Here is a 25,310-nt window from a genome sequence, read left to right on the forward strand (position 1 = left end):
CCCTAGACCCTGTTCCCGGTACCCGTCGACTCCCGGGCACCGCCCGGCAGTTGCTGCGCCATGGCGGCGGCGAGAGCGTCCAGGCCGACGCCCAGCGGTACTTCGGCGCGCCAGCCGGTCGCCTGCCGGAATCCGGACTCGGTGAGCACGAAGTCGATCTCGTCGGTCGGCATCGCGTACTCGGCCGGGTCGGTCTCCTCGACCGCGACCTGCGGCTTGCCTGTGTGCCTTGCCACCGTCTCGGCGATGCGCGCGAACAGCTCGGCGACGCTGGTGCGGTCACCGGTACCGATGTCCCAGTGGTGCCCGCCGACCGCGTCCAGCCGGTCCAGTGCGGCGGTGAAGGCGGCGGCCGCGTCGTCCGCGCCGATGAAGTCCCGCTTGGCCAGGCCGCCGTTCCACAGGGTGAGCGGCTCACCGGCGAAGGCGCGCCGCATCATGCTCGCCACCACGCCCCGGTCCAGGTCGGTGCTGTCGGTGCCCTGGCTGTAGAGGGTCGACAGGCGCAGGGTGGAGCCGCGGACGAGGCCCTCGGCGGTGGCCGCCTCGATGGCCCGCTCGGCGGCGAGCTTGTGCCGGTCGTACGCGGTGGGCGGCTGGTCGGGCGGGGTGTCCCCGGCGCCGGTCGACGGCATCCGGGCCGCCTGGGATACGGACCCCGAGAACAGCAGGGCGGGCCGCGGCGCCGTGCGCCCGGTCCTGACCGCGTCGAGCACGTCGTGCACCAGGCCGAGGTTGACGCGCTCGGCGAGGGTGTCGCCGTCGGCGACCCGCCAGGTGCCGGGGCCCCCGGTGTGCGCCACCAGGTGGACGACGGCGTCGGATCCGGCGACCGCTTCGGCGACGGCACCTGGCGCGGTCAGGTCGAGGCGCAGTACCTCGATGTCGGCGACGGGCCGCTCGGGCACGGTCACCGGCCTGCGGCCGACGAGCCGCAGCCGTCCGGGCCGGCTCGCGAGCTGCCTGCTGACGGCGGTGCCCAGCAGGCCCGACGCACCGAGCACGGTGATCAGTTTGTCCGTTCCAGGACCTGGCACTGGTCCTCCTTCGCTTCGGTGGTGGTGGTTGTGGTGGTTGTGGTGGGGACTTGGAGCAAACGGGTCGGACTTTGAGCAAACGGGTCAGAAAGCGGGCTGCGGCGTCCTGTTGGGGTCGTGCCGCCAGCTCACGCCCTCGCCGAGCACGTTGCCGAGGCGGCCGTCGACGAGGACGTTCCACTCGCTGCGGGTGACCTCGAAGTTGTGCAGGTTCCAGTGCCGGCCCTGGAAGTAGAGGTGCTCGTCGAGCACGCCCTTCGCCTCGTCGTCGTTGGCGACGCCGATGGACCCGAAGGTCGCCTCGGTGGTCTGCCCCAGCAGCTTGTCGACGGGGAACGCCGCGAACGCGTAGTTGGTCGTCAGGTACATGCCCTCGGCCCCGACCCCGTACTTGGCGCGCTCCGGGTCGAGGTAGAGCCCGGACCGCAGGTGCCCCGCGGGGTCGAGCCCGTGCAGGGTGGCGAACCCCACGACGTCACCGGTCGACCGCAGGGCGACGAGGAAGGCGGCGCTGGAGTCGAGCGTGTCCCGGGCGCGCGCCGGGGTGACGCTCTCGATCCCGGTCCGCAGCAGGGTGCGGACGAACTCCGACCGGTCGTCGGCGGACGCGGGACGGAACTCCAGCCGTCGCGACCTGGTGTGAGGAAAGAGCACGGTGAATGGTCCAATCGGTCCTGTGGTGGCCTGTGTTGGCCCTGCAGTCGGGTCGGCCCCGTACCGGCCTGTGTCGGCCTGTGTCGGCCCGGCCGTCGGGTCGGCCCTGTACCGGCCGGTGTCGGCCCGGCCGTCGGGTCCGGCCCCTGGCCGCCCGGACGGGCCCGGTCAGCCCTGTGCGGTCCTGGCCGTCCGGATCAGGTCGGCCCCGTCCGGCCGTACGGCGTCCCAGCGCATCTCGCCGGTCGCCGACGGCAGCCGGTCGAGCTGTTGCATGTCCTCGTCCGTCAGGGTCAGTTCGGCCGCGGCGGCGTTCTCCTCCAGCCACCGCAGCCTTCTGGTCCCGGGGATGGGCACCACGTCGGGCCCCTGTGCGAGCACCCACGCGATGGCCACCTGGGAGGGCGTGACGGCCCCGCCGTGCCGGGCGCAGACGTCGCGCAGCCCGGCGAGGATGACCTCGTTGGCCTGCATGGCGTCCAGGTCGAAGCGGGGGTCCCGGTTGCGCGAGTCGCCGGTGTAGAGGCTGTCGCGGGACACCTTGCCCGACAGGAATCCGCGCCCGATGGGGGCGAAGGCGAGGAATCCCACGCCGTGGGCACGGCACCAGGGGAGGACTTCCGCCCCGTTCTCCGGTGCCCACACGGACAGTTCGTACTGTGCGGTGGTCAGGGGGAACACCTTGTGCACCAGGTCGAGTTCGGCCGTGGTGGCGTGCGAGATCCCCAGTGCGCGGACCTTGCCCTCGGTGACCAGTTCCCCCAGTGCGCCCCAGGTCTCGGCCAGCGGCACCTCGGGGTCGACGCGGTGCAGCTGGTAGAGGTCGATGGTGTCCGTACGGAGTCTGCGCAGCGACGCCTCGCAGGCGGCCCTGAGGTGCTCGGGCCTGCCGTTGCGGGACAGGGTGCCGTCCGGCCGGGCGATCAGGCCGCACTTGGTGGCGAACCGGACGCGGTCGCGGTACGGCTCAAGGGTGCGGCCGAGCAGTTCCTCGTTGGTGAACGGCCCGTACACGTCTGCCGTGTCGAAGAGCGTGATGCCCAGGTCGACCGCCCGGTGGAGCACTCTGGCGGATTCCTCGTCGTCCCGGTCACCAGGACCGTAACCATGGGACATCGAACTGCAGCCGAGACCGAGTGCGCTGACGGCAAATCCGTCGCCCAGTTTTGTTTCCCACATAAACAGCAACTCCCAGAAATTCGCTCCGACAAAAGGCTTGCAATCACTTGCAAACAAAGGCTTGCCGGCAAGAGAAGCCGGGCGCCTTTCGCCGGGGCGCATGTGAAATTTCTGCCTTCAGAGTGATGCCACGATGATTACGCATACGGACTGGGCGCGGGGAGCCGCTGGGCGTCGATTTCTGGCCCGCTTTCCGGATCGGCTTCCGGCCTGCCTTTCGGCCTGCCTTCCGGCCCTCCTGCCGGCCTGCCTTCCGGCCCGCCCACCGGCTCGACCAGGAATTCCTCCAGCAGTCCGGGAGCCGCTTCCTGCGCGAATACCAGGAACTGATCGACGCTCATGTCGGGGGCCTGGTAGAACCGTTCGCCGGCCGCGGTCGAGAGCCCCGCCGTCAGCACCCCCAGCCGCCGCTGGAACAGCGACTGCCGCACCTTCAGGCCGATGACGGCCTCCGTCCGCATCGCCGCCGTGACGCGCCGCGTGAGCCCGCACCGCAGCACCAGGTAGTTGTCCACGAGGGTGTGCCCCAGCGCCCGGTACGCCACCACCGCCAACGGCACGGCCAGCACGAACAGCGCGGGCCCCGCCACCGCCGGAATCCACCCCGCGACCACGTCCGTCGCCCACAGCCACACCAGCAGCCCGGCCACGACGACCGGCGTCACCAGGGCCCACAGCAGCCGTCGGGCCAGTGCCGCGCGGGGGTGCCGTCGCAGCGGCGCCTCCAGGGGACGTGCCTCCGGCAGCACCAGGGCGGCCACCCGGCGGGCCTCCGAGAGCGGTGCGCGCGGCAGGATGCTGGTCGCCGGGTCGCCGCTGAAGTCGATGACGGCCAGCCCGGTCGACAGGACCGTCGTCTCGGTGAGGCCGATCCAGCGCGTCAGGAGCGGCTCGCCGATCTGGATGCCGCGCATCCGCCGGTCGTCCCTGTGCACCTCGCGGGTCGAGAACAGCCCGCGCCGGGTGAGCAGGGCGGTGCCGTCCTCCTTGCGGACGCGCACCAGCCGGAACCCCCAGTTCTCCATGACGAATCCGCAGGCCAGCGCGCAATACCCGAGCAGCACGACCACCACGGCCCAGTACAGCCAGGCGAGGGCGGTGCCACCGTCGGGTGCGAGCCGGTGGCGCAGGTCGTTGAGCGAGCCGACCAGGTCGACGCCGACGATCAGCAGCATGGAGTGGAGGCTCCACAGCAGCAGGCCGCCGAGGAGCACGCAGGTGAAGTTGAGGACGTGGTAGACGAGCCACCGCCAGCGGAACTCGGCGATCGGCGTCTCCTTCGCCGCGGCCTCCGCCCCGTCCTCCCCCTCGGCCGCCGCGCGGTCGCCGTGCATCAGCTCGCGCTGCAGCGTCAGCGCCATCTGCTTGGTGACGGCGTCGAGCTTGACCGCGGGCCTGCTCCGGCCCGAGCTGATGGAGACGATGCGCAGCCCGGCGAGCCGGTGCCGGAGCTTGGACTTGACGTCGACGGCCCTGATCCGGTCCCGGGGGATCTGCCGGGAGACGCGCACCAGGCGTCCGGTACGTATCTCCACCAGCCCCTCGGTGACCCGGTACCTGGTCCGCAGCCAGCGCACGACGTCGCCGACGCTGACGACGACACCGATCCCGGTCATGATCATGGCGGGCCAGTTGTCCAGCAGGTCGGAGCCGGTCTGGAAGACGAAGACCGACAGCAGGGTCGGCACCAGGGACAGCGCGAAGCGCGCCAGGTTGACCCAGATCAGCCGGGGATGCAGCCGTTCCCAGGGGGCGTCGGGCGCTTCGTCGCCGGTCGGCGCCGCCCCGTCCGGCACGACACCGACCACGGTGCCCACGGCGTCCACGGCGTCCACGGTGCCCCCGGTGCCCCCGGCGTCCACGGCGCCCCCGGCGTCCACGGCGCTCACGTCGCGTCCCCGCGGGTCGCCTGCGTCAGCTCGGTCAGCGCGGCCGCCTCCTGCGCCACCACGTCCGCGTCCAGGCCCACGATCTTGATCCGGCCCTCCGGCGATGCGGTGACCACCCGGAGGGTGCCCAGGCCGAGCATGAGCTGCAGCGGGCCGCGCACCATGTCGACGCTCTGGATGCGCGAGACGGGGATGATCCGCCACTCCCGCACCAGCCAGCCCTTGAGTTCGTACACGGCGTTCTCCGTGCACTCCCAGCGGTGGACCCGGTAGCGCCAGGCCGGCATCAGCGCCACCGTCAGCAGGAACCCGGCGGCCGCCACGATCAGCACGGGCCCGACCCAGGTCCTGGACTCCTCCCACCACAGGTACGTCGCCCCCAGCGCCCCCAGCGTGCAGAGCGCCCCGATCAGCGCCCGCAGCGTCCACCAGAGGACGGCCCGGCGGTCCACCCGGTGCCGGGGCGAGCGCACGTGCGCCGCCGAGATACGAGAGGCCAGTGCCGACGGCGGTGGCTTCGTCTCCGTTGTTCCCTGGACCCGTGTTCCCTGGACCCGCATCTCGTCTCTTCCTCCGCACACAGCACTTCGGTTTCCGGAGTGCTCAGTTCAGCCGCACCCCGACCACCGGGGCTACGAAACGTCGTCGAGAATCTTGGTGATCCACGCCAGCAGATCCACTGCTTCGTGCTCGGCCGCCTCCTGCCAGCGCTGCCGCTGGTCGTCGTTGGGCCGCATCTTCAGCCGCGCGGGGACCTTCCCCGCGACGACCCCGGCGAGCTCCTTGCGCGCCTTGACCTGCCGTCGCAACTCGTTGCGCGACCAGCCGAGTTCGAGGGCCCGCTTCAGCAGGGCGGACCGTTCGTCGGCGGCGAGTCCCGCCACCTCCGCGTGGTGCTGGAAGCTCAGCCCCGAGACCCGCTGCGGCGATTCGAAGCGCCGGGCGACCCAGGCGTAGTTCCGCAGCGTCTGGTAATCCAGCGAAGTCTGAGCCACGGCGTGCTTGTAACGGCTGGGGTATTCCTCCTGCCCGTACAGCAGCCAGTCCCCCAGCCACCAAGCCGAAGAGCTGGAGATGGAGTGGATGTGCTGGCCGAGATTGCGCCAGGCACCGATGGGAATACCAGGGGGGATGGACAGGGAAGTGCGCCGCTTCATCGCCTGCCCGTAGGTGGCCATGTTCTCGGGCTTTTCCCGCCCTTTAACCGCCACCGGAGGGACCGTAGCTCGCTGCATGAGCTCAGACATTGCAACCGCCTTACTTCGCATTGCGCCTTGTGTCGGAGACTCGCACAGCGGTCTTGATGGCAGCTGAACGCGATCAAAATGGGCTGGTCGGGGCCTCAAACGTCACCGTCGTCACACCCGTCGCACCCGCGGCCGTGGCCGCGACGGCCGCCAGGCGCCGCCCCTCCCGCGGGTGTCCCGCTGGCGGGACAGCGCCGTCGAGGGCGCCGGGTCCGGCCGGAACGCCGCGCTGACCGAGGTGGGCGACATACCCCGACCCGGACGGAACTTTGGGTAACTTGACCCGGAATGCCCCATCCGCCCTCCAGCCCGGGAATGCTCTTGGACATCTTTCTCGTCTCCGGCAGCGTCGACGCCCAGGACGGCACCGCCCGCCGGGCCCACCAGCTGGCCTGGCTCTTCAGCGAGCAAGGCCACCGGGTCCGGCTCATCGGCGTGGCTCCCGCGGCCGACGGGGCGCGGCGGCTGCGGACCGGGAGCGATCTCCCGTACCGGGTCAGTGCGTTGTACGACGCCCCGCCGCCCGCCGCACCGGCGAGGGCCAGGCACCGGCTGGACCTGCCCGCGCACCGGCGGCGGCGTGCGCACGAGCGGGGCATGCGGGCGAAGGCCGCGGAGCTGTCGGCGCTCTTCCGGGGCGCCGGCGAGGCAGGCGGGGTCGGCGGGACGGGCGGGACCGGCGGGGTCGTCGTGGTGACCGAGGGGTGGGCGCTGGAGTGGGTGGCGCTCGCGGACACCACGGGTCTCCCGGTCGTCCTGATGAGCCACGAACCGTACGCCGTCACCAAGCGGTCGGGCCGCTTCCAGCGGCTGCGCTGGCTGTGCCGGCAGCACGCGGACCGGGTGCTCGCACCGACCCGGCAGGACGCCGACTGGTGGATCCGCAGCTGGGTCAACCACACCGGGGTGATGCCGGGGTTCCTGCCGGACGCCGTGCGGGACCCCTCGCCGCGCGACCGCAAGTGCGTACTGGGCATCGGGCGGCTCGACCACGACAAGGGGCCGGACATCCTGCTCGACGCGTGGGCGCAGGTCGCGCCCCGGCACCCGGACTGGCGGCTGCGGATGTACGGCGAGAGCAGCCGGGGCGCACGCGCGCGCGAGGAGGCGCTGCACAAGCAGTGCGCGGAGCTGGGCCTCGGGGCGTCCGTGGAGTGGATGGGGTTCACCCAGGACGTGCCGGGGGCGCTGCGGGAGGGTTCGGTGTTCGTGCTGCCGTCGCGGCAGGAGGGGTTTCCGGTGACGCCTCTTGAGGCGAAGGCGGCCGGGCTGCCGTGCGTCGCGTTCGACGTGTCGCCCGGGGTGCGGGAGATCGTGACGGACGGCGTCGACGGGCTGCTCGCCCGGCCGGGCAACGTGGACGAACTGGCGCGGCACATCGAGCGGTTGATGGTGGACCGGGAGCTGCGGGAACAGCTGGGCGACGCGGCCCGCGAGAGCGTGCGGCGGTATGCGCCCGAGGTGGTCGGGGAGCGGTGGGAGAAGCTGTTCGCACTGCTGCGGCGCTGACTTCCCTGCGGCACCCGGAGCCGGGCCCGTACGCGCGCCGGAAGACTCCTTCCGTGCACGCGCCCGGCGCTGAAATGCCCCCCGCCTAGGCCAGTGCACCCGCCACCAGCAGGGCGAATCCCGCCACCGCGAGGAGCGTGCGGAGGCCGTGCAGCCGGTTCCAGCGGGGCTCGAAGGCGGCCCGTACCTCGGCGTCCGGGGTGCCGGCCGTCTCCGAGGCCGCGAGGGCGTTGTTGAGCGGGATGTTGCCGCCCGCCGTGACGGCGTGGTTGAGGACGGTGAGGGCCAGGCCGCCGATCAGGAGCCAGAGCTGGGTGGCGGTGCGGCCGCCGTCCGGGCCGACGACGAGGGCCGCGACGGGGAAGAGCACCGACGCGAACATCGTCGTGACGAAGACGCCGCGCGGCACGTCCTCATTGATGCGGCGCATGGCCGTGACGAACTGCTCGTCGTCCACCCGCGCCAGTGCGGGCATGATGCCGGTCAGGAAGATCAGCATCATGCCCGCGTAGAGGCCGGTGGAGACAACTGCCAGTGCGAGCAGAAGAGTTGACATGCCGCACATGATGTACGGAGCCGGGCCCGCCCGCAGCCCTCTTTACGTCACGACACGATGTCCTTGCGGGCGAACCCCCGGAAGGCGAGCGCGAACAGCACCAGCGCGTACGTCACCGAGATCGCCGCCCCCTTGAGCATCCCGCCCGTCTCCAGCTGCGGCTGGATCGCGTCCACCCAGGCGAACTGCCAGTGCGCGGGCAGGAAGTCGCGCCAGTCGCCGAGCGCGGTGACCGCGTCCAGGACGTTCCCGACGATCGTCAGGCCGACCGCGCCGCCGACCGCGCCCAGCGGTGCGTCCGTCTTCGTGGAGAGCCAGAAGGCGAGCGCCGCGGTGACCAGTTGGGAGACGAAGAGGTACGCGACGACCAGCGCGAGGCGCGGCACCGCCGTACCGGCCGCCAGTGAGCCGCCGGTGGGCAGCTCCAGGGGTCCCCAGCCGTACGCCGCCGTACCGGCGATCAGTGCGACCAGCGGCAGCAGCACCATCGCCGCCAGGCTGAAGACGAGCGCCACGGCCAGCTTGCTCCACAGCAGCCGGGCGCGCGGCACGGGTGCGGCGAGCAGGTACCGCAGCGACGACCAGTTGGCCTCGGAGGCGACGGTGTCGCCGCAGAAGAGCGCGACCGGGATGATCAGCAGGAAGCCCGCGGACACGAACAGGCAGGTCGCGGCGAAGTTCGCGCCGGACGCGGTCGCCGTGTCCATGAGGTTGATCCGGCCGCTGGCGCTGCCGCCGCGCTCGGCGGGGGTACCGCCGATGGCGAAGGCCGCGATGAGGACGAAGGGCAGGGCGCCCAGGATGATCGCCATGACCATCGTGCGGCGCCGCCGCCACTGGCGCTTGGCCTCGACCCGGAGCGGGAGGGTCCGCCCGGGACGGTAGCCGGGTGCGATGTCGGTCGCCGTCTCGGTCGCGGTTGCGGTGCTCATGCCGGGCCTCCGATCAGGGTGAGGAACGCGTCCTCCAGGCGGCGGTGCGGTCCCACACCGGTCAACGGGACGTCCATGCGCACCAGTTCGGCGATGAGCTCCTGGGCCGTGCCCCCGTCGAGGCGGACCAGGAGCCCGCCCTCGGCGCGTACAGCCGTCTCGACGCCCGGCAGCGCGGCCACCTTGTCGACCACGGCCTGGGTCACCTCGCCGTCGACGGTGACCAGCAGGGTGTCGCCCGAGCCGATGATCTCGGCGACGGGACCTGCCTGCACGAGCTTGCCGCGGTCCATGACGACGAGGTCCGTGCAGGACTGTTCGACCTCGGACAGGAGGTGGCTGGAGACGATGACGGTGCGTCCGCCCGCCGCGTACCGGATCATCACGTCGCGCATCTCGCGGATCTGCGGCGGGTCGAGCCCGTTGGTGGGCTCGTCGAGGATCAGCAGGTCAGGCATGCCGAGCATGGCCTGGGCGATGGCGAGGCGCTGGCGCATGCCCTGCGAGTACGTGCGTACGGCGCGCTGGAGGGCGTCGCCGAGTCCGGCGATCTCCAGGGCCTCCTCGATGTGCGCGTCCTCGGCGGGACGGCCGGTGGCCTGCCAGTACAGGTCGAGGTTGGCGCGGCCGGAGAGGTGCGGCAGGAAGCCCGCGCCCTCGACGAACGCGCCGACCCGGGACAGCACCGGGGCGCCGGGGCGGATGGCGTGCCCGAAGACGCGGATCTCGCCGCCGTCGGGGGTGATGAGGCCCATCAGCATCCGCAGGGTGGTGGTCTTTCCGGCGCCGTTGGGGCCGAGGAGTCCGAGGACCTGGCCCTTCTCGACGCGGAAGGACAGATCGCGGACGGCGTACCTGTCGCCGGACTTCCCGTACCGCTTGCTCAAAGAGGTGATCGTCAGCGGTACGTCCGCGAGCGCCGGGTCCGGCGCCGGTGCGGTGGTCCTGCGGCGCGCGCTGAGCAGCAGCAGGCCCGCGACCAGCGCACCGCCCAGCGGCAGCCCCCACACCCACCAGGCGAGCCCGGCGGCGGCGGTGGCGAGCTGCGGGTCGGTGGGCACCCGCAGGCCGCTCTCCAGTGCCACGGTGTACGTCGCCGGGTCGGCCGGGGACGCGTAGCCGAGGTCGGTCGCGGTGAGCAGCAGCCGCATCCGGTGCCCGGCCTGGAAGTTGTGGTCGATCGCGGGCAGCGTCAGCTCGACGGTCCTCCCCGCCTTCGCGCCGGTGATCCGGACCGGGGCGACCAGCTGGTGCGGCAGCACCTGCCGGCCGCCTCCGCTCGCGTCGTAGACCTTCGCGAAGAGCACCATGTCGTCGCGGTCGGACTTCACCCGCACCTTGACGGTCGGCGCGCCGGTGACCTGGAGGCCGCTGTCCAGGGGTGCGGAATCGTACTGCGCGTACTGGCCGGGGAAGTCCAGGGAGAGGCCCACGCCGAGCCCGGAGAGCTGCGAGAGGGCTCCCGCGCCCGGCACGGAGGAGATGGCGGGCGGGTTGGCCCCGGCCGGGTTGGCGAAGGTCTGCTCCGGGCCTCGGCGGCCGGTGAGCGGGACGTTCCGCACGTCGTGGTGCAGGCCCGGGTAGCGGGCGGCGTCCGCGCCGCGCAGGCTGGCCGAGCCGTTGGTGGAGTCGACTCCCCCGGTGCGGCTCACGCGGAAACCGGGGCCGGTGTCGACCGTCGCGTCCTCTTTGAGGTGACGGTCGAACCAGTCGGTGATGCGGCCGTGGACACGGTCCGCCTCCTGGTCGCCGCCGTCGTGGCCGCCGGAGACCCAGTCGACGGCGACGGGGGCGCCGTTCCTGGAGACGGCGGCGGCCATCTCGTCCGCCTGGCCGAGCGGGAAGAGCGAGTCGCTCTGCCCCTGGACGATCAGCGCGGGCACCTTGATCCGGTCCGCGACGGCGGACGGGCTGCGCTCCTCAAGGGTCTTGCGGGCCGCGTCGTCGGGCTTGCCCGCGACGGCCACCCGCTCGTACATCTCGCACAGCTTCGGCTCGAAGCGGGCGCAGCCGCCGCCCGTGGTGACGAAGATCCCGGCCCAGAGCTTCTTGAACACCCCGTCGGGGAACAGGGACTGGGCGAGGTCCCAGTACGTCAGCTGGGGTGCGATCGCGTCCACGCGCGGGTCGTGGCCCGCGGCGAGGAGGGAGATCGCGCCGCCGTAGGAGACGCCGGTGACGCCGACGCGCGGGTCGCCCGCCTTGTCGAGCTGGACCTCGCCGCGCCGCGCGAGCCAGTCGATCAGCCGGGACACGTCCTTGACCTCGGTGTCCGGGTCGTTGAGGCCGATCTTCCCGCCGGACCTGCCGAAGCCGCGCGCGGACCAGGTCAGGACGGCGTACCCCTGCCGGGCCAGCTCCTCCGCCTGGGCCTGCACGTCCTTCTTGCTGCCGCCGAAGCCGTGGCCGACGAGCACGGCGGGCCTGCGCTTCGCGGCCTCGCCCGCGGTGAAGTACGAGGTGTCGATGCGGGCGCCCGGCATCTCCATCATCCGGTCGGACCTGTGCACGGGGGCCGGGTCGTCTGCCGCGGCGGCGACTCCCGCCCAGACTCCACCGCCCACCAGCACGGCGAGCACCGCGAGCACGGCGGTGAGCCGCCTCCCGCGGGGGCGCCCGCGCGGAAGTCGGCGAAGGGGATTCTCCATGCTCCCGACCCTAAGTGCCCGCCCTGTGCCTTTAGGCTGCCGCCAGGCGGAGCCGGTGCACCTCCCCGAGGAGTAGAGCGCCGCTGCGCCGTACCGCAGCCGTGGTACGCCGCTCGTCCCCGTACGCCCGTACCGGAGAGGCCGTCGCATGGAAATCCGCCGCACGGACACCCACCGCTGGGAGATCCGCCGCGCCGCCACCACCGCGGAACTGATCGCCGCCGAGCACCTCTTTGATGCGGCGGCGCGCGAGGAGTGGGCGGAGCGCTTCCTGGCCGCGCCGGGACATCTGATGCTCATCGCGTACGTCGACGGCTTTCCGGCCGGGATGGTCTCCGGCATCGAGATGCTGCACCCGGACAAGGGCACCGAGATGTGCCTGTACGAGCTGTCCGTGGACGAGGGCCACCGGCGGCGCGGCATCGGGCGTGCGCTGACCGAGGCACTCGCCACGGAGGCCCGTGCGCGCGGCTGTTACGACATGTGGGTCGGCGTCGACACGGACAACGCGGCGGCGCTGGCCACGTACGCGGCGGCCGGCGCGCGGCGCGACGGCGTATTCGCCATGCTCACCTGGGGCTTCGCCTGAGAGGGTGCGAGGGCCCCGGACGGCTCCACCCCCGGCCTGGGCCGCCCCGACGGCGCAATGCAGAATTTGCACTTACTTGTCCACTATCAAGGGATCTCACATGATCACGCTCAGCAAGGAAGACGGCCCGGCGGACCTGGCCGGCGTGACCCACCTGTCCATCGGCGTGTCCTGGGACCCGACCTCGGGCAGCAGCGGCGGCGTGCTGGGCAAGCTGCGCCGGACGGTCGGCACCGACCTCGACCTGATCGCCATCGCGATGAGCGGCGGTGACCCGGTCCGGCTCGCCGGACTGGACTCCCTGGACCCGCTGGGCAACGGCGCGCTGGTGCACAGCGGCGACAACCAGACGGGCAAGGGCGAGGGCGACGACGAGACGGTGACCGTGGAGTTCGGCCGCGTGCCGACCAACGTCACGTCCATCGTGTTCGTCTCCGCCGCGTTCAAGAAGAACAGCGCGTTCTCCAAGGCCCGGAACATCAGCTTCAAGGTGTACGACGCCTCCGGCGGCAGCTCCCAGCAGGTCGCGGACATCTGGCCCTCCCTGCTCACCAGCGACAACGCGTGCGCCGTCGCCAAGGCGGTCCGGGACGGTGCGAACTGGAAGCTTGAGGTCATCAACACGACCGGCAAGGTCAAGCAGGGCGACGAGCAGGCCCTGATGCGCTTCGCCGTCAACAAGTAGCAGCGGTACGGCCCTTCGCCCTCTCCGGGGCGAAGGGCCGCGCGGGCGGCGCGGACGCGGGCCGCCGAGTGCCGCCGACGGGCCTCTGTACTGCGGTGATTCCCTCGGGTAGGGTCCTTCGTGTTGCCCGCCGTCCGTGCGGGCCCGGACCAGGGAGGTGAGACCCATTACCGCTGTCGCAGGTCGGGTGCTCTCACCTCGTGGTCGCCGTACGAAGCTGTCGTAGCTGTCCAAGCCGTCACAGCCGTCGTTGCGGGTCGGGCCGGAGAGCGCCCTCGGTAATCATTCCGAAAGGCTCTCCCATGTCGATATCCACGTGCACTCCCGTTGCTCCCGTTTCGGCTCCCGCTCCCCTTCTCCCTGCTCTCTCGCCCTCCGTCGTCGTCACGCGCCTGCGGGCCGCCGGTTGTGTGTTCGCCGAGGACGAGGCGGAGCTGCTGCTGTCCACCGCGCGTACGCCCGCCGAGCTCGCCGCCATGGTGGACCGGCGGGTCGACGGGCTGCCGCTCGAACACGTCCTCGGCTGGGCCGAGTTCTGCGGGCTGCGGATCTCCGTGGACACGGGGGTGTTCGTGCCCAGGCGACGGACCGAGTTCCTGGCCCGGCACTCCGTCGCGCTCGGGCGGCCGGGAGCCGTCGTGCTCGACCTGTGCTGCGGGGCGGGGGCGGTGGGCGTGGTCCTGGCATCCGTACTGCCGGGGATCGAGCTGCACGCCGCCGACGTGGAGAGCGCCGCGGTGCGGTGCGCGCGGCGGAACGTGGGCGCGGTGGGCGGGGCGGTGTACGAGGGCGACCTGTACGCGCCGCTGCCCGCCGGGCTCCTGGGGCGGGTGGACGTGCTGGTGGCCAACGCCCCGTACGTACCGACCGAGGACATCGGGCTGCTGCCCTCCGAGGCGCGGGACCACGAGCCGCTCGTCGCGCTGGACGGCGGCGCCGACGGCCTCGACGTGCAGCGGCGGGTGACGGCGGAGGCGGCGCGCTGGCTGGCGCCCGGCGGAAGCCTGCTGATCGAGACGAGCGAGCGGCAGGCGGACCGTACGGTCGCGGCGATGGTACGGGGCGGGCTGACGACCCGTGTCGAGGAGGACGAGGACATGGGGGCGACGGTCGTCGTCGGAACATCCCCGCGCTGACGCGCCGACCCGGTGCCGCGCCGACCCGGTGCCGGGCCGACGAAGTGCCGGGCCGACCGGGTGACCGGCGGCGGGCGTGGCGTTTGCGGAGGCGCCCGCCGCTGGTACCGGTGTGCGGTGACGAAACGCAGGCGTTCCCTGATCTCCGCGGTCGCACTGCTGGCGGCCGCCCTGCTGACCGGTTTCGCGGGCGGCCCGGCCGTCGGCCCCGTCGACTGCCGGGTGGCCAGGTGCGTGGCCCTGACCTTCGACGGCGGGCCGGGTCCTCACACCGGCGAACTGCTCGACGTGCTGGAGGAGATGCACGCACCGGCGACGTTCTTCCTGATCGGGAAGGGGCCTGTGCACAAGTACCCGGACCTGGTGCGGCGGATGGCGGCGGAGGGGCACAAGGTCGGCAACCACTCGTGGACGCACCCGCGGCTGACCGAAGTGCCGCCGCGGGAGGCACGGCGGCAGCTGGTGCAGACCCAGAACGCCCTCGCCCAGCTGACGGGGCAGCGGCCGACGCTGATGCGGCCGCCGCAGGGGCGTACGAACAAGGACGTGGCGGCGTTCTGCAAGGAGCTCGGCCTCGCCCAGATCCTGTGGAACTCGCGGGCGCTGGACTGGCAGGACCACGACCCGAAGATGATCGAGGAACGCATCCTGAAGTCCGCGAAGCCGGGCGGGATCGTCCTGCTCCACGACATCTATGAGGGGACGGTGCCGGCGGTACCGGCGATCGTGGACGGGCTGCGGGAGCGGGGGTTCACGCTGGTGTCGGTGGAGCGGCTGTTCGCGCCGAGGAAGCTGGAGCCGGGAGGCGTGTACCGGCACGCTTGAGCGGTCGCTCAACAGGGTTGAGCGACCGCTCAAGAGATGCGGGCCCCGGCCGGGAGGGGGTGGCCGGGGCCCGCGGGTGAGGGTGGGTCAGTGGTTGCGGGGGAAGCCGAGGTCGACGCCGGAGGGGGCGTCGGCCGGGTCCGGCCAGCGGGTCGTGGTGACCTTGCCGCGGGTGTAGAAGTGGATGCCGTCGTTGCCGTAGATGTGGTGGTCGCCGAAGAGGCTGTCCTTCCAGCCGCCGAAGGAGTGGTAGCCCACCGGCACCGGGATCGGCACGTTGACGCCGACCATGCCGGCCTCGATCTCCAGCTGGAAGCGGCGGGCGGCGCCGCCGTCGCGGGTGAAGATCGCGGTGCCGTTGCCGAACGGCGAGGCGTTCATGAGGGCGACGCCCTCTTCGTACGTGTCGACGCGCAGGACGCACAGCACCGGGCCGAAGATCTCGTCGCGGTAGGCGTCGGAGTCGGTCGGGACGTGGTCGAGGAGCGAAAGACCGATCCAGTGGCCGTTCTCGAAGCCCTCGACCGTGTACCCCGTGCCGTCCAGGACGACCTTGGAGCCCTGGGCGGCCGCGCCCGTGACGTACGAGGCGACCTTGTCGCGGTGGGCGGCGGTGATCAGCGGGCCCATCTCGGACGCCGGGTCGTTGCCCGGACCGATCTTGATCTTCTCGGCGCGCTCGACGATCTTCGCGACGAGTTCGTCACCGATGGCGCCGACGGCCACGACGGCGGAGATCGCCATGCAGCGCTCGCCCGCCGAGCCGTAGGCGGCGGAGACGGCCGCGTCCGCGGCGGCGTCGAGGTCGGCGTCCGGGAGGACCAGCATGTGGTTCTTGGCGCCGCCGAGGGCCTGTACGCGCTTGCCGTTGGCGGACGCGGTGGTGTGGATGTGGCGGGCGATCGGGGTCGAGCCGACGAAGGAGACCGCGGCGACGTCCGGGTGCTCCAGGAGGCGGTCGACGGCGACCTTGTCACCGTGCACGACGTTCAGCACGCCGTCCGGCAGACCGGCCTCGGTGGCGAGCTGCGCGAGGCGCAGGGACGCCGACGGGTCCTTCTCGGACGGCTTGAGCACGAAGGTGTTGCCGCACGCGATGGCGAGCGGGAACATCCACATCGGCACCATGGCCGGGAAGTTGAACGGCGTGATGCCGGCCACGACGCCGAGCGACTGGCGGATCGAGGAGACGTCCACGCGGGTGGCGACCTCGGTGGACAGCTCGCCCTTGAGCTGGGTGGTGATGCCGCAGGCCAGCTCGACGATCTCCAGGCCGCGGGCCACCTCGCCCAGCGCGTCCGAGTGCACCTTGCCGTGCTCGGCGGTGATCAGGGCGGCGATCTCGTCACGGTGCGCGTCGAGCAGGGCGCGGTAGCGGAAGAGGATCGCGGTGCGGGCGGAGAGGGAGGACGTGCCCCACTTCGCGAAGGCGTCCTTCGCGGCCGCGACGGCCGCGTCCACCTCCTCGACGGAGGCGAGGGCGACACGGGTGTCGGCGGCGCCGGTGGCCGGGTCGGTGACCGGGCCCCAGTTGCCCGACGCACCCTCGACGGTCTTGCCACCGATCCAGTGGTTGACGGTCTTCATGTACTGCACTCCTTCAAAGGTGGTGGCGTCGGGCTGCGACGTGCCGGCCGTACTCTTCGCGTGCCAGGACCGCCGACGGGCGGGTCGCGGTCTCGGCCACGGGAACATCCCACCACGCAGCGCCGGACGGCGGGCCCGACACTGTGTCGCCCGTTTCGGTCTCGACGTAGACACATGTGGGAACGGTGCTCGCGCGCGCCTCTTTGAGGGCTTCCCGCAGGTCACCGATGGTGCGGGCGCGCAGGGTGCGCATCCCGAGGGCTGCGGCGTTGGCGGCCAGGTCGAGGGGCAGCGGGTCTCCCGTGTACGTACCGTCGCAGGCGCGGAAGCGGTAGTCGGTGCCGAAGCGCTCGCCGCCGACGGCCTCGGAGAGACCGCCGATGGAGGCATACCCGCGGTTGTCCAGGATCACCACCTTGATCGGCAGACGCTCCTGCACGGCGGTGACGATCTCGGTCGGATTCATGAGGTACGTACCGTCGCCGACGAGCGCCCAGACCGGCCGGTCGGCCGCGGCGAGCTGCACGCCGACGGCCGCGGGGATCTCGTAACCCATGCAGGAGTACCCGTACTCGACGTGGTACTGGTCGTGGCGCCCGCCGCCGGAACGGGTGCGCCACAGCTTGTGGAGGTCGCCGGGGAGCGACCCCGCCGCGTTGATCAGGATGTCCTCGTGGGTGACCAGCGTGTCGAGTACGCCGAGGACTTGGGCCTGGGTGGGGACGGCCTTGTCGTCGGGGGCGGCGTACACGGCGCTGACGTACGCCTCCCAACTCTCCTTCGCGGTGCGGTACTCGGCTTCGTAGGACTCGTCGACGCGGAGGTCATGGGCGAGGTTCGCGAGTTTCGCGAGGGTCGCCCGGGCGTCGCCGATCAGTGTGAGTCCGCCCATCTTGTGGGCGTCGAAGCCGGTGATGTTGATGTTGAGGAAACGGACGTCCGGATGCTGGAAGAGGGTTCCGGATGCGGTGGTGAAGTCGGTCCAGCGGGTGCCGACGCCGATCACGAGGTCGGCGGTACGGGCCAGGTGGTTGGCGGTGGCGGTACCGGTGTGGCCGATGCCGCCGACGTCGGCGGGGTGGTCGTACGGGAGCGCCCCCTTGCCCGCCTGGGTGGCGGCGACGGGGATTTTGGTGAGTGCGGCGAGTCGGCCGAGTGCGGACTCGGCGCCGCTGTGGCGGACGCCGCCGCCGACGACGAGCAGGGGGCGGCGGGCGGCCCGCAGCGCGGCCTCGGCGTCGAACAGGTCCCGCTGGTCGGGCTCCTGGGCCCGTACGCGCCAGACGCGGTCCGCGAAGAACTCCTCGGGCCAGTCGTACGCCTCCACCTGGACGTCCTGCGGCAGACAGAGGGTGACGGCCCCGGTCTCGGCGGGGTCGGCGAGGACCCGCATCGCGGCGAGGGCGGCGGGGATCAGCGCCTCGGGGCGGGTGATGCGGTCGAAGTACTTGGACACGGGCCGCAGGCAGTCGTTGACCGACACGTCCCCTGCGTACGGGACTTCGAGCTGCTGCAGCACCGGGTCGGCGGGGCGGGCCGCGAAGGTGTCGCCGGGGAGGAGGAGAACGGGGAGGTGGTTGATGGTGGCGAGGGCGGCGCCGGTGACGAGGTTGGTGGCGCCGGGGCCGATGGAGGTGGTGACGGCGTGGGCGGAGAGGCGGCCCTGCTGGCGGGCGTAGGCGGTGGCGGCGTGCACCATGGCCTGCTCGTTGCGGCCCTGGAGGAAGGGCATGCCGTCGGAATCCCCGGCCCCGGTCTCCAGGAGCGCCTGACCGAGTCCGGCGACGTTGCCGTGGCCGAAGATGCCCCAGGTGGCGGTGATGAGGCGGTGGCGGATGCCGTCGCGTTCGGTGTGCTGGTGGGTGAGGAAGGTGAGGAGGGCTTGGGCGGTGGTGAGGTGGCGGGTGGGGGCGGGGGTTGGCATGGGACCTCCTGGAATGAGAGCGGTGCGGTGTCGAGGGCGTGCGGTCGCGGGAGGGGCGCGCTCCGCGTGGGGGCCGCCCCCTTGCCCACCCGTCCCGCCCCCGGGGGGCGGCCCCGCTGCCCAAGGAGGCTAGGGGGCAGGCGTTTAGGGGCGCGGGGAACTGCGCGACCAGCCACGACGCACCCGCACGTACAACGCGCCCGCCCCCTGAGCGCTCACTCGTGCCCCTCCCCGTACCCCTCCCCCTCCCTGAAGCTGATGTTCCATTCGCGGCCGGGACCCGGGCCCGCCATCACGTTCAGGTAGTACATGGCATGCCCCGGCGGGGCGATCGACGGCCCGTGCCACCCGTTCGGCACCAGGACCGTGTCTCCGCTGCGGACTTCGGCCAGAAGGTCCGCACCACCCGGGCGCGACGGCGCGATCCGCTGATAGCCCGCCACCCCCGCACCCGCACCTGCCCCCGCCCCCTGCCCGCCCTCGAACTCGTAGTGGTAGATCTCCTCCAGCACCGACTCCCGCCCCGGAATCCCCTCGTCGTGCTTGTGCGCCGGGTACGACGACCAGTGCCCCGGGGGAGTGATCACCTCGACCGCGATCAGCCGGTCGCAGTCGAAGACGTCCGCCGCCGCGAAGTTCCGCACCTCGCGACCCGAGATCCCGCTCCCCCTCCGCTCCACCGGAACCTCCGGCGCGGGACCGTAACGAGCGGGAAGTCGTCGCCCGCACCTCGCTCCTGCCAGGGCGAAGCGGCCCCCCGCACCAGAGGCGATCTGGGCGTGGGCGTCGCGCGGAAGGTACGCGAAGTCGCTGACCGAGTCGAACACGCCCTCCCTGCCCCGGAGTTCGATGATCTCTCCGTCGACGAGGACGCTGCAGGCCCCGGCCAGCGGGAGCACGATCCATTCGAACTCCCCGGTGGGCAGATGGTGCGAGGCTCCGGGCCGCAGCTCCAGGACCCGCAGCGCGGCGTACTCCCACCCGGCCCGCTTCGGCCCGATGTCGAGCGCGTACGGGCCGTGGGACTCGCTCCCCGCCGCCGCAAAGAGGTGGTGGTCCGTCATCATTCGCCGCCCTTCACCGGTTGGACGTCCTCCGCCGGCTCATCGTCCCTCGCCGGTTGGAGAAGCCGTTCGATCTCCGCCGCGTACGGCATCGCGGACGAGCACTCAAGCCGCGTCGCCACCAGCGCTCCCGCCGCGTTCGCCCAGCGGACCGTACGGTCCAGGGGCCAGCCCGCGAGGAGCCCGTGGCAGAGTGCCCCGCCGAACGCGTCGCCCGCGCCGAGCCCGTTGAGCACCTCCACCTCAAGAGGCGGCACCCGCACGGAAGTTCCGTCGCGGTGCACGGCGAGGACACCCGCGGGCCCCTGTTTGACGACGGCCAGCTCCACCCCCGCCCCCAACAACTCCTTCGCCGCGGCGTGCGGTTCGCGCGTACCGGTCGCGATCTCGCACTCGTCGATGTTGCCGACGGCGACGGTGGCGTGCCGCAGGGCCTGTGCGTAGTACGGGCCCGGGTCCTGGTCCGCCCAGAAGGCCGGTCGCCAGTCCAGGTCCAGAACGGTGTGCGCAGCACCCCCGGAGCGCCCGGCACCCCCGGAACGCCCAACGCCCCCACCGGAAGCCCCACCGGAAGCCCCTCCGCGCGCCTCCAGCGCGGCCAGCGTCGCGTCCCTGCTCGGCTGCGCGCACAGCCCCGTACCGGTCGCCCAGAAGACGCGGGCACCGCGCACCGCGTCCAGGTCCAGCTCCCCCGGACGCATCTCCAGATCGGGCGCCTTGGGCTGCCGGTAGAAGTAGAGCGGGAAGTCGTCCGGCGGGAAGACCTCGCAGAAGGTGACGGGCGTGGGGTACGCGGCGACCTCCGTCACCCAGCGCACATCGACGCCGAAGCCCCCCAGCTCCCGCCGCAAGTACGTCCCGAAGGGGTCCGCCCCGGTCCGCGAGACGAGCGCGACCCGCCGTCCCAGCCGCGCCGCGGCGACCGCCACGTTCGCCGCCGATCCGCCGAGGAACCTGCCGAACGTCTCCACCCGGTCCAGCGGCACCCCCGCCCGCAGCGGATAGAGGTCCACACCGAGCCGACCCATCGCGATCAGGTCGTACGGGGTGTCTCGGTGCGGCGTGCTCCGGCTGCTTCGGTACGGGTCACCCATGAATCCCCCTCGTCGGCGGACTGCGGTTTTCAGATCTAGCCCCGCGTTCGGAAAACTGTCAAGGTTCCCCCATGACCGGCGAGGGAGAGCTGACGCGCATCAGGATCGGGACCGCACCGGACTCGTGGGGGGTGTGGTTCGACGACCGGCCCCACCAGGTGCCCTGGCGGCGTTTCCTGGACGAGGTCGTCACGGCCGGTTACGAGTGGATCGAGCTGGGGCCGTACGGCTATCTGCCGCGCGACACCGACCGGCTCCACCAGGAGTTGCGCGAGCGCCGTCTCCAGGTGTCCGCAGGGACGGTGTTCACCGCGCTGCACCGGGACTCCGCCGCCGCCTGGAGCGCCGCCCTGGACACGGTTTCGGCGGTGGCCCGGCAGGCGCAGGCCGTGGGCGCCGGGTACCTCGTGATGATTCCGGCCTTCTGGCGGGACGACGAGACCGGGCTGCCTCTTGAGGACGACACCCTCACCCCTGCCCAGTGGCGGCTGCTCGCCGCGCAGACGGAGCGGCTGTCGCGGCAGGTGCGCGAGGAGTTCGGGCTGCGGGTCGTCGTCCATCCGCACGCGGACACCCACATCGCCACCGAGGAGCACGTGGTCCGCCTCCTCGACTCGACCGACTCCGATCTGGTCTCACTGTGCCTGGACACCGGGCACTACGCCTACTGCGGCGGCGACAGCGTCAAACTCATCGAGACGTACGGGGAACGGATCGGCTATCTGCACCTCAAGCAGGTGGATCCGGCGGTGCTGGCCCGGGTGGACGAGCAGCGGCTGCCGTTCGGGCGGGCCGTGGCGGAGGGCGTGATGTGCGAACCGCCGGGCGGGGTGCCCGCGCTGGAGCCCGTGCTGCAGGCCGCGCAGGCCCTCGCCGAGGAGCGCGGGACCGGCCTGTTCGCGATCGTGGAGCAGGACATGTACCCGTGCCCGCCGGACAGGCCACTGCCGATCGCACGCCGGACGCGGGCCTTCCTGCGGTCCTGCGGGGCGTAGCGGCGACACGGGCGCAGAGGGGCACCACGGAGGAAGCCCGGTACCCGGGGCTCCGTCCGGGTGAACCGCGTCCGCTTCTCCCGCCCGTGCGGACACCGCTGGGCAGGCTTCTCGTACGGAGGGCCGAGAGCGAACGGCCCGTTCGGACGCGCAGCCGCACAGGCGGCCCACGCGGCAGCCCACACAGGGGGAACAGCCCATGACGCACCCGCGCCTCTTCGTCACCGCCACCGCGGCCACCCTGCTGACCACCGGCCTGCTGTCGGCTCCGGCCACCGGGGCCGACAGCCCCCGGCCGGCCGTCGCGCCGACGGTGGCACCCGCCCTCGCACCTGCCCCCGCACCCGCACTTGCCCCCGCACCCGCCCTGGCACCGCCCGCCGCCCCGGTCCTCGCGGCCAAGAGGGTCTTCCTCCACGGCTCCCACGTCAACCTCCGCGAGTTCCCCCGCACCAGCGCGCACGTCCTCGCCACCAAGTCCCGCATCTGGCTGCTCGACTACTGCCAGACGAACCAGAACACCACCCCGGTCACGTCTCAGGACGGCACGAAGAACCGCTGGTGGAGCAAGGTGACGCTGCCCGAAGGCAGTGACTTCGCCTGGGTGAGCAACGTTTACCTCCGCGGCGGCAAGAAGATCGCCGGTGTGCCGGTGTGCGGCCCCGGCGAGCACTGACGCACGAGACGGGACGCACCAACTCCCCCTTACGCACCCGCATTACACCCGCATTACACCCGAGCATCCGCATTACACCCGAGCGCGGGCCCGGCCAAGCACATCGGCCCGGCCCGCCCGGTGTGTCCTGCTCATCCCCTGCACCACTTACGTCACAGAGGTGCCCTTTCCGTCACACATGTCGCCGTTACGCGGGCCTTCCGTCACAGGCACACCACAGCCCCAGCCTCCTCATCACGGAGTGTCGTTCACGGGGCAGAGGCTGAGTGATCGCCAGCGAAATGCCGCAGATCCCCCGACGGCCCCCCGGCCGTGACTGCTGCTTTCGCAGGGAGGTGCACCGATGACGGACCGCAAGCTCTGGTCGTACAAAGAGATCGCCGCGCACATCCAGGTTCAGACGGACACCGTGCGCTCGTACCGCAAGCACGGTCTGCTGCCCCCGCCCGACCACGTCGAGAGCGGCAAGCCCTACTGGTACGCGGACACCATCCGCAGCTGGGTGACCCGCCGCCCAGGCAACAGAGGCCGGCGCGACTGACAGCCCCGAGGGGGCGCCCCTCCTCCCCGCAGCCCCGCATCCGGCCGGCTCCCGGCCGACGGTGCGGGGCACGCGCCGCGACCCGGGAATCTCGCTTGCGGGCCGCCCCGTACGGCACGGAGGATCACCGGATGAACGCACCGACGCAGCCACGCGCCGACTTCTCCGTCAAGCCCACCCTGACCGGCACCCGCACCCTGCTGCGCCCCTTCACCGAGGAGGACCTCCCGGTGATGCTGGCGGCGGTCCGGGACCCGGAGGTGAACAGGTTCACCGGCAGCGGCAGCGACGGCAGCGACGTCGACCTGGCCGCCACCCGCTCCTGGTACCTGACCCGCGCCGACCACGACGACCGCCTCGATCTGGCCGTCGTCGACCGGGCCACCGGGAAGTGCGTGGGCGAGGTCGTCCTCAACGAGTGGGACCCGGCCAACCGGAGCTGCAACTTCCGTACGTTGCTGGGGGCCGAGGGACGCAACCGGGGGCTCGGCACCGAGGCCTGCCGCCTCGTCGTCGCGTACGCGTTCGAGACCCTCGGCCTGCACCGCGTCTCGCTCGGCGTCTTCGACTTCAATCCGCGCGCCCGCCGGGTGTACGAGAAGGTCGGATTCGTCGTCGAGGGCCGCGCCCGCGAGGCCCTGTGGCACGACGGCGAGTGGATCGACGACCTGCACATGGCGATCCTCGCCCCGGAGTGGGCAGCGCACGGGGGCACACCCACCGCCGCCTCATAGAGGCGTACCCAGCACCTCATGGAGGCGCCACCGCCGCCTCATAGAGGCGTTACCAGGACTCCGCCTCCACCCTCCTCGCCCGAGGAGGCTTCTCCCGCTTCTCCCCCTTCGCTCCCTTCTCCCCCTTCCCCGCCCTGCACCTGAGCGCCAGCAGCGGAAAGACCAGTACCGACACCATTCCGGCCCCGACCAGTGCCGCCGCCTCGCTCGCCGCCAGGACCTTGTCGTCGAGTCCGATGGTGGTGATCGCCACGATGAGCGGCAGGGCGGTGGAGCTGAAGAGCATCAGTGCCGTACGGTCCCGGCCCCCGAGGTCGGGCGGGGCGAGGAGTCGTACCGGCAGCCCCCGTACGACGACGAACAGGGCGAGGAAGACCGGCAGCAGGAGCAGCGCCCGGCCGCCGTCGAGCAGCGAGCGCAGGTCGAACTCGATGCCGGTGACCACGAAGAACACCGGCACCAGGAAGCCGAAGCCCATCGCCTCCACCTTGGCGAGGATCTCGCCGCTGCTGCCGGGGGCGGCTCCGTTGAGGACGAGCCGGGTGATGAGTCCGGCGGCGAACGCGCCGAGCAGTACGTCCAGGCCCAGGACCTGCGACGCGCCCAGCATCACCGCGAGCAGCAGCACGACGAAGCGCACCGCGAACTGGCCGCTGCTGTGCAGGGTCTTGGCGATGACCGACGAGAACCACGGCGGCTTGGGGCGCATCGCCCAGTAGACCGCCGCCGCCGTCAGCGCCGCGAAGGTGGCGAGCAGCGCCGTGGACTGCCAGGCGCTGCGCCCGCTGAGCAGCAGCGCCATCGCGACGATCGGCCCGAACTCGCCGACCGAGCCGAACGCCATCATCACCTGCCCGAAGCGCCCGCCGAGGTCCCCCGAGTCCCGCAGCACCGGCAGGACGGTGCCCAGCGCGGTGCTGGTCAGCGCCGTGCCGATGAAGACTCCCTTGCTGAAGCCGCCGTCGTCGCCCAGGTTCGCGAGCAGGGTGCCGAGCCCCAGGCCGAGGGCGAGGGCGATCAGCCAGGCGGCGGCGGACCGTTTCAGCGTGCTGCCGCGGACCTTGCCGAACTCGATCTCGTACCCGGCGAGAAAGATCAGCATCGCGAGGCCGAGCTGCGACAGCACGTCGATCACCTCGTCGCGCTGTGCCCAGCCGAGGACGTCGGGGCCCACCAGGATGCCGAGCAGGATCTCGAAGATCACGAGCGGAACGGGCAGCCAGCGGCCGATCCCGTACGCCAGCAGGGGCGCGAGCACCGCGATGGCCATGATGAGGATGAGCGTCCCCGAATGTGACATAAGGGTGATCTATCCCAGATGCGACACGGTCGAAAGCCGACGGGGCCGGATGCCACTGGATTGATACCCCCTAGGGGTATAGTGTTGTCACATCAGTCACCAGCCACACCCGTCTTCGAAGGAGCACCTCCATGACCGCCGAGACCCAGACCCCCGCCGCCGGCGAAGCCGCCCAGACCTCCGGCTCCTGCTGCTCGCCGTCCGGCTCCTGCGGCTCCACCGGTGCGGCCGACGTCCAGGTGGGCGGCGTCACCACCGTGTACCAGGTGCAGGGCATGACCTGCGGCCACTGCGAGGGCGCGGTCTCCGGCGAGATCTCGGAGATCGCGGGCGTCGAGTCGGTCAAGGCCGTGGCCTCGACCGGGCAGGTCACCGTCGTGTCGGCCGCCCCGCTGGACGAGGAGGCGGTACGGGCCGCCGTCGACGAGGCCGGTTACGAGCTGGTCGGCACCGTCTGACCGCTCGTCCCCACTGCTCGCGGGCCGTATCCGCCAGGTTGTTCATACTGG

General features: G+C 71.9%; 24 protein-coding genes. 10 read left to right on the top strand and 14 right to left on the bottom strand.

What is annotated here, in order from left to right; genetic code table 11:
- Window positions 1-2: 2 nt before the first annotated feature.
- From ACH4SP_RS21120 to ACH4SP_RS21145, 6 genes are all read right to left on the bottom strand, one after another.
- Window positions 3-1,037, bottom strand: a complete 1,035-nt coding sequence (locus ACH4SP_RS21120; protein WP_398417031.1) for an NAD-dependent epimerase/dehydratase family protein — start codon at window positions 1,035-1,037, stop codon at window positions 3-5.
- An 84-nt stretch (window positions 1,038-1,121) separates the two neighbouring features.
- Window positions 1,122-1,691, bottom strand: a complete 570-nt coding sequence (locus ACH4SP_RS21125; RefSeq protein WP_398417032.1) for a GNAT family N-acetyltransferase — start codon at window positions 1,689-1,691, stop codon at window positions 1,122-1,124.
- Window positions 1,692-1,859: 168 nt separating this feature from the next.
- Window positions 1,860-2,870 (bottom strand): aldo/keto reductase, encoded by a 1,011-nt coding sequence (locus tag ACH4SP_RS21130; RefSeq protein ID WP_398417033.1) that lies wholly within the window; start codon window positions 2,868-2,870, stop codon window positions 1,860-1,862.
- A gap of 137 nt (window positions 2,871-3,007) precedes the next feature.
- Window positions 3,008-4,759, bottom strand: coding sequence for a PH domain-containing protein (locus ACH4SP_RS21135; protein ID WP_398417034.1), 1,752 nt, complete (start codon window positions 4,757-4,759; stop codon window positions 3,008-3,010).
- Window positions 4,756-5,319: a PH domain-containing protein gene (locus tag ACH4SP_RS21140; protein WP_398417035.1), complete on the bottom strand. Its 564-nt coding sequence runs from the start codon at window positions 5,317-5,319 to the stop codon at window positions 4,756-4,758. The genes ACH4SP_RS21135 and ACH4SP_RS21140 overlap by 4 nt, the downstream gene beginning before the upstream one ends.
- Before the next feature lie 72 nt (window positions 5,320-5,391).
- Complete coding sequence (locus tag ACH4SP_RS21145; RefSeq protein WP_398417036.1) at window positions 5,392-5,970, bottom strand: LmbU family transcriptional regulator; 579 nt, start codon at window positions 5,968-5,970, stop codon at window positions 5,392-5,394.
- Between the two features lie 351 nt (window positions 5,971-6,321).
- Here ACH4SP_RS21145 and ACH4SP_RS21150 point away from each other — a divergent pair, with 351 nt between their 5' ends.
- Window positions 6,322-7,515, top strand: a complete 1,194-nt coding sequence (locus tag ACH4SP_RS21150) for a glycosyltransferase (RefSeq protein ID WP_398417037.1) — start codon at window positions 6,322-6,324, stop codon at window positions 7,513-7,515.
- An 85-nt stretch (window positions 7,516-7,600) separates the two neighbouring features.
- Here the strand turns inward: ACH4SP_RS21150 and ACH4SP_RS21155 are convergent, their stop codons facing one another.
- From ACH4SP_RS21155 to ACH4SP_RS21165, 3 genes are read right to left on the bottom strand one after another with little or no spacing between them, the layout of a single operon-like run.
- On the bottom strand, window positions 7,601-8,071 hold the full coding sequence (locus tag ACH4SP_RS21155) for a DUF1772 domain-containing protein (protein ID WP_398417038.1): 471 nt from the start codon (window positions 8,069-8,071) through the stop codon (window positions 7,601-7,603).
- 47 nt (window positions 8,072-8,118) lie between these two features.
- Complete coding sequence (locus ACH4SP_RS21160; protein ID WP_398417039.1) at window positions 8,119-9,003, bottom strand: ABC transporter permease; 885 nt, start codon at window positions 9,001-9,003, stop codon at window positions 8,119-8,121.
- Window positions 9,000-11,651, bottom strand: a complete 2,652-nt coding sequence (locus ACH4SP_RS21165; protein ID WP_398417040.1) for an alpha/beta fold hydrolase — start codon at window positions 11,649-11,651, stop codon at window positions 9,000-9,002. The genes ACH4SP_RS21160 and ACH4SP_RS21165 overlap by 4 nt, the downstream gene beginning before the upstream one ends.
- A gap of 148 nt (window positions 11,652-11,799) precedes the next feature.
- On the opposite strand from ACH4SP_RS21165, the gene ACH4SP_RS21170 reads away from it, so the two are divergent.
- From ACH4SP_RS21170 to ACH4SP_RS21185, 4 genes are all read left to right on the top strand, one after another.
- Window positions 11,800-12,240, top strand: a complete 441-nt coding sequence (locus ACH4SP_RS21170) for a GNAT family N-acetyltransferase (RefSeq protein ID WP_398417041.1) — start codon at window positions 11,800-11,802, stop codon at window positions 12,238-12,240.
- Window positions 12,241-12,340: 100 nt separating this feature from the next.
- On the top strand, window positions 12,341-12,925 hold the full coding sequence (locus ACH4SP_RS21175; RefSeq protein ID WP_398417042.1) for a TerD family protein: 585 nt from the start codon (window positions 12,341-12,343) through the stop codon (window positions 12,923-12,925).
- A gap of 302 nt (window positions 12,926-13,227) precedes the next feature.
- Complete coding sequence (locus tag ACH4SP_RS21180; RefSeq protein ID WP_398417043.1) at window positions 13,228-14,061, top strand: putative protein N(5)-glutamine methyltransferase; 834 nt, start codon at window positions 13,228-13,230, stop codon at window positions 14,059-14,061.
- Window positions 14,062-14,178: 117 nt separating this feature from the next.
- The gene (locus tag ACH4SP_RS21185) at window positions 14,179-14,886 is read left to right on the top strand and encodes a polysaccharide deacetylase family protein (protein WP_398417044.1); all 708 of its coding nucleotides are present in this window, start codon (window positions 14,179-14,181) and stop codon (window positions 14,884-14,886) included.
- Window positions 14,887-14,973: 87 nt separating this feature from the next.
- Here the strand turns inward: ACH4SP_RS21185 and mmsA are convergent, their stop codons facing one another.
- The 4 genes from mmsA to iolC all read right to left on the bottom strand — a co-directional run bounded on the left by mmsA (window position 14,974) and on the right by iolC (window position 20,555).
- A complete protein-coding gene (gene mmsA / locus ACH4SP_RS21190; protein WP_398417045.1) occupies window positions 14,974-16,473 on the bottom strand; it encodes a CoA-acylating methylmalonate-semialdehyde dehydrogenase in 1,500 nt (499 codons plus the stop codon).
- 13 nt (window positions 16,474-16,486) lie between these two features.
- Entirely contained in the window at window positions 16,487-18,397 is a 1,911-nt protein-coding gene (gene iolD, locus ACH4SP_RS21195; RefSeq protein WP_398417046.1) for a 3D-(3,5/4)-trihydroxycyclohexane-1,2-dione acylhydrolase (decyclizing), read from the bottom strand.
- A gap of 215 nt (window positions 18,398-18,612) precedes the next feature.
- On the bottom strand, window positions 18,613-19,461 hold the full coding sequence (iolB, locus tag ACH4SP_RS21200; protein ID WP_398417213.1) for a 5-deoxy-glucuronate isomerase: 849 nt from the start codon (window positions 19,459-19,461) through the stop codon (window positions 18,613-18,615).
- Window positions 19,461-20,555 carry a 5-dehydro-2-deoxygluconokinase gene (iolC, locus tag ACH4SP_RS21205; RefSeq protein ID WP_398417047.1) on the bottom strand — a complete coding sequence of 365 codons (1,095 nt, stop codon included), beginning with the start codon at window positions 20,553-20,555 and terminating at the stop codon, window positions 19,461-19,463. Before iolC ends, iolB begins: the two co-directional genes overlap by 1 nt.
- Window positions 20,556-20,626: 71 nt before the next feature.
- Between iolC and ACH4SP_RS21210 the strand changes: the two genes are divergently transcribed.
- The 4 genes from ACH4SP_RS21210 to ACH4SP_RS21225 all read left to right on the top strand — a co-directional run bounded on the left by ACH4SP_RS21210 (window position 20,627) and on the right by ACH4SP_RS21225 (window position 23,501).
- The gene (locus tag ACH4SP_RS21210; protein ID WP_398417048.1) at window positions 20,627-21,550 is read left to right on the top strand and encodes a sugar phosphate isomerase/epimerase family protein; all 924 of its coding nucleotides are present in this window, start codon (window positions 20,627-20,629) and stop codon (window positions 21,548-21,550) included.
- A gap of 199 nt (window positions 21,551-21,749) precedes the next feature.
- Window positions 21,750-22,226 carry a peptidase M23 gene (locus ACH4SP_RS21215; protein ID WP_398417049.1) on the top strand — a complete coding sequence of 159 codons (477 nt, stop codon included), beginning with the start codon at window positions 21,750-21,752 and terminating at the stop codon, window positions 22,224-22,226.
- Window positions 22,227-22,569: 343 nt separating this feature from the next.
- Complete coding sequence (locus tag ACH4SP_RS21220; RefSeq protein ID WP_398417050.1) at window positions 22,570-22,767, top strand: helix-turn-helix transcriptional regulator; 198 nt, start codon at window positions 22,570-22,572, stop codon at window positions 22,765-22,767.
- Between the two features lie 131 nt (window positions 22,768-22,898).
- On the top strand, window positions 22,899-23,501 hold the full coding sequence (locus ACH4SP_RS21225; RefSeq protein WP_398417051.1) for a GNAT family N-acetyltransferase: 603 nt from the start codon (window positions 22,899-22,901) through the stop codon (window positions 23,499-23,501).
- Between the two features lie 49 nt (window positions 23,502-23,550).
- On the opposite strand, the gene ACH4SP_RS21230 is transcribed toward ACH4SP_RS21225, so the two are convergent.
- Window positions 23,551-24,801: a cation:proton antiporter gene (locus ACH4SP_RS21230; RefSeq protein ID WP_398417052.1), complete on the bottom strand. Its 1,251-nt coding sequence runs from the start codon at window positions 24,799-24,801 to the stop codon at window positions 23,551-23,553.
- Between the two features lie 131 nt (window positions 24,802-24,932).
- On the opposite strand from ACH4SP_RS21230, the gene ACH4SP_RS21235 reads away from it, so the two are divergent.
- Window positions 24,933-25,259: a heavy-metal-associated domain-containing protein gene (locus tag ACH4SP_RS21235; RefSeq protein WP_398417053.1), complete on the top strand. Its 327-nt coding sequence runs from the start codon at window positions 24,933-24,935 to the stop codon at window positions 25,257-25,259.
- Window positions 25,260-25,310: the final 51 nt, after the last annotated feature.

Origin of the sequence: Streptomyces sp. NPDC021093 (assembly GCF_044333135.1) — a bacterium.
In the GTDB taxonomy this organism is placed as follows: Bacteria; Actinomycetota; Actinomycetes; order Streptomycetales; family Streptomycetaceae; genus Streptomyces.